The 2,557-nt window shown below is 68.6% G+C and carries 5 protein-coding genes; all 5 read right to left on the bottom strand.

The genetic code is table 11. The annotated features are described in order from the left end of the window. A partial coding sequence (locus A9X05_RS03865) for a class II aldolase/adducin family protein (protein WP_231975412.1) occupies window positions 1-183 on the bottom strand: 183 nt, incomplete at its 3' end. Continuing rightward, window positions 180-974, bottom strand: a complete 795-nt coding sequence (gene hcaB, locus A9X05_RS03860) for a 3-(cis-5,6-dihydroxycyclohexa-1,3-dien-1-yl)propanoate dehydrogenase (protein WP_067779281.1) — start codon at window positions 972-974, stop codon at window positions 180-182. The genes hcaB and A9X05_RS03865, both read right to left, overlap by 4 nt. After that, a complete protein-coding gene (locus A9X05_RS03855; RefSeq protein WP_067751649.1) occupies window positions 958-1,236 on the bottom strand; it encodes a dihydrodiol dehydrogenase in 279 nt (92 codons plus the stop codon). Before A9X05_RS03855 ends, hcaB begins: the two co-directional genes overlap by 17 nt. Beyond that, on the bottom strand, window positions 1,233-1,772 hold the full coding sequence (locus A9X05_RS03850; protein WP_067751652.1) for a 3-phenylpropionate/cinnamic acid dioxygenase subunit beta: 540 nt from the start codon (window positions 1,770-1,772) through the stop codon (window positions 1,233-1,235). The genes A9X05_RS03855 and A9X05_RS03850 overlap by 4 nt, the downstream gene beginning before the upstream one ends. Next, a partial coding sequence (locus tag A9X05_RS03845; protein WP_304442437.1) for an SRPBCC family protein occupies window positions 1,772-2,557 on the bottom strand: 786 nt, incomplete at its 5' end. The genes A9X05_RS03850 and A9X05_RS03845, both read right to left, overlap by 1 nt.

The following is a 2,557-nucleotide window of genomic DNA, read 5'->3' as shown; positions in this document are numbered from 1 at the left end:
CCGAATGTCGCTGGGCCGGGTGAACGCCACCCCGGTGTCGGCGTCGCTTCGACAGCGGATGAGCAGCCGCTCGTCGTCCACTCGCAGGCTCAGGTGGCCGAGGATGCCGTCGACCAGGCCGCGGGCGGCGGCCACCCGGCAGCCCTGTGCCACCAGCGCGCGTTGCTCGTCGAGGGGGGTCAATGCGGTGCGCCCAGCCCGAATCCGCCGTCGGGGCGGACGGTTTCGCCGGTGATGCCGCGGGCGCGGTCGGAGGCCAGGAACACGAAGCTCCACGCGTGGTCCTCGCCGGACAGGGCGACGTTCAGCGGCGTGCGCGCGGCCAACTCCTGCGCCCGGTCCGGGGTGTCGTCGAGGCGGACGCCGTCCAGTCCCAGGCTGGCGAGCCCGCGCAGATCGGTGCCGAGCGTGCCGCCCGGCGCCACCCCGTTGACCCGGATCCGCGGCGCCAGCTCATGAGCCAGGGCGGCCACCAAGCCGCGGACGGCGAACTTCGACGACACGTACAGGGCACCGCCGCGCCCGGGGTAGAACGACGACGCGGACTCGGTCAGGACGATCGAGGGTCCCGCCCCGGCCCGCAACCGGGGGAGGGCGGCCTTGACGGACTGCAGGTGGCTCAGCACGTTGGTGTGGAACGTCTCGTCGAACGCGTCGGGAAGGGCATCGGCGTCGATGTCGGCGATGCCCCGGTAAAAGTCGAAGATTCCGACGCAGTTGACCAGCGTGTCCAGCCCGCCGAAGGCGTCCACGGCGGCGTCGACCGCTCGTTCGTTGGCGTCGCGAGTGATCGCGTCGCCCTCGACGACCGGAACGCCGGGCAACTGCCGGCTCAGGGCCGCGCACTTGCGCTGATCACGTTCCAGCGCGGCAACTTTCGCGCCCTCGGCGAGAAATGCGTCGATCACCGCCCGGCCGATGCCCGATCCGGCGCCGACGACCAGGGCGCGCTTACCCTCAAGCCAGCCGGTCATCGCCCTCCCCGGCCTCATCGGGCAGCAGCGGCGCGTGGGAATTGCCCACCATCGCGGCCAGGGTGCGGCCGTTCTGCCAAGTCAGGGCCTCGACCTCGAGGGCGTCCAGGGTGATCCATTGCCCGGACCGCGGCGCGCTGATCAGCAACCGCGAGCCGTTTCGGGTGTCGACCCGGCGCACCACCACCTCGGTGAATTCGTTTGCCACGACAAGGGGTTCGCCGACCGCCCCGTCCAGCAGCCGCTGCAGTTCGTCATTCACAGGAACACCGCCAGATTCTGCATCCGTAACACCGACTCGTCGGCGATGATATTGCGCCGGGCCAGCTTCAGTGTCCTTTCGGGACCGCCGCACCAGCGCAGCAGGTCCTGGCGGCCGCACGACAACAAGGCGCTTTCGTTCACGTCGCCCCGGCTGCGGAACAGCAGCTCGGCCGATTCGACCACCAGATGCGCCGGGTCGTCGGCCTCGAACGTGCGCACGTTGGTGATGAAATGACGTAGCCGCGACGGCGGATCCTCGGCCCAGGCATGCTCGGTGCCCATCCGCGCGACCCGCTGACTCAGCGAGTATTTGTCCTCGTCGAAATGCGCCATGCCGGGCCCCCGTGCCGGTGCTGCGTCGAACCCCGCGCCGCGCGCGGTGGTCACCCGCACGGGCATCACGTAGCGGACGTCGTCGGTCAGCGTCTCGAGCCACGCCTCGTACTGCTGGGCGTCCAGCAGGTAGGCCTCCTCCACCAGGAACTGGTGCGCCTGCAAGTGCCGAACATCGTTGAACGGCAATGGCTTTCTCACTAGCCGTTTCCCTGCAGGTAGTCGGCCCACATGTTGAGCAGCGCGCGCTGGTTGTATTCGTTGTAGCCGACCTGCGCGCTGCCCGGCCCGTGGAACGCGTCGGCGGCCAGCGGTTCGACGACGGGGCTGCCGTCGGACAAAAGGCCCATCCGGCTGTTCAGCAACAGCCGACGGGCCATCGAACCGCCGGCCGTGGTGGTCAGCGACACCCAATTTTCCACGTCGTCCTGCTCGAACATGCCGGTCGAACCGAAGCACATCAGATAGGCCTTGTACGAATCCTGTTTGTACTGAGGGGGAGCCGCCGAGTCCACCGCGAACCACGAACACACCTCGGTTTCGTGCTCGCTGACCGGCTGCCACAGCCGGATCGAAATGAACGGCAGCGTTTCGTCGTCGTGGCCGTCGCGCACCTTGGGCCAGTTGTGCACGAAGCTCAGGTTCGGGAAACAGGTGGCGGCCGAGATCATGAACCCGTCCTCGCCGACCAGTCGCTGCTGTCGCGGCGTCCACACGCCTTTGATTCGGCCGATCATGTCGTCGGGATAGCCGACGTAGCGCATCCGCTCCTCGAAGCCGCCCGGCGGAAGTTTGTAGGTGGTGCCGCCGCCCCGGTGCGCCCAGTAGGTGGCGCCGTCCTTGCGCTTCTGCGCTTTCGGCTCGCGGAACAGGCCGATGTCCACGATCGAGGCGTGGGTGTGCGGCGTGTGGTACATGTCGCCGGCGAAATTCTCGGCGCCGATCTTCCAGTTCGCCTTGATGCGCCAGCGCTGCGGCCCCCGCAC

Source organism: Mycobacterium sp. E3298 (assembly GCF_001666895.1).
Lineage (GTDB): Bacteria > Actinomycetota > Actinomycetes > Mycobacteriales > Mycobacteriaceae > Mycobacterium.
Note: the sequence above shows the minus strand (reverse complement) of the source record. Positions and strands in the feature narration are given on the sequence as shown.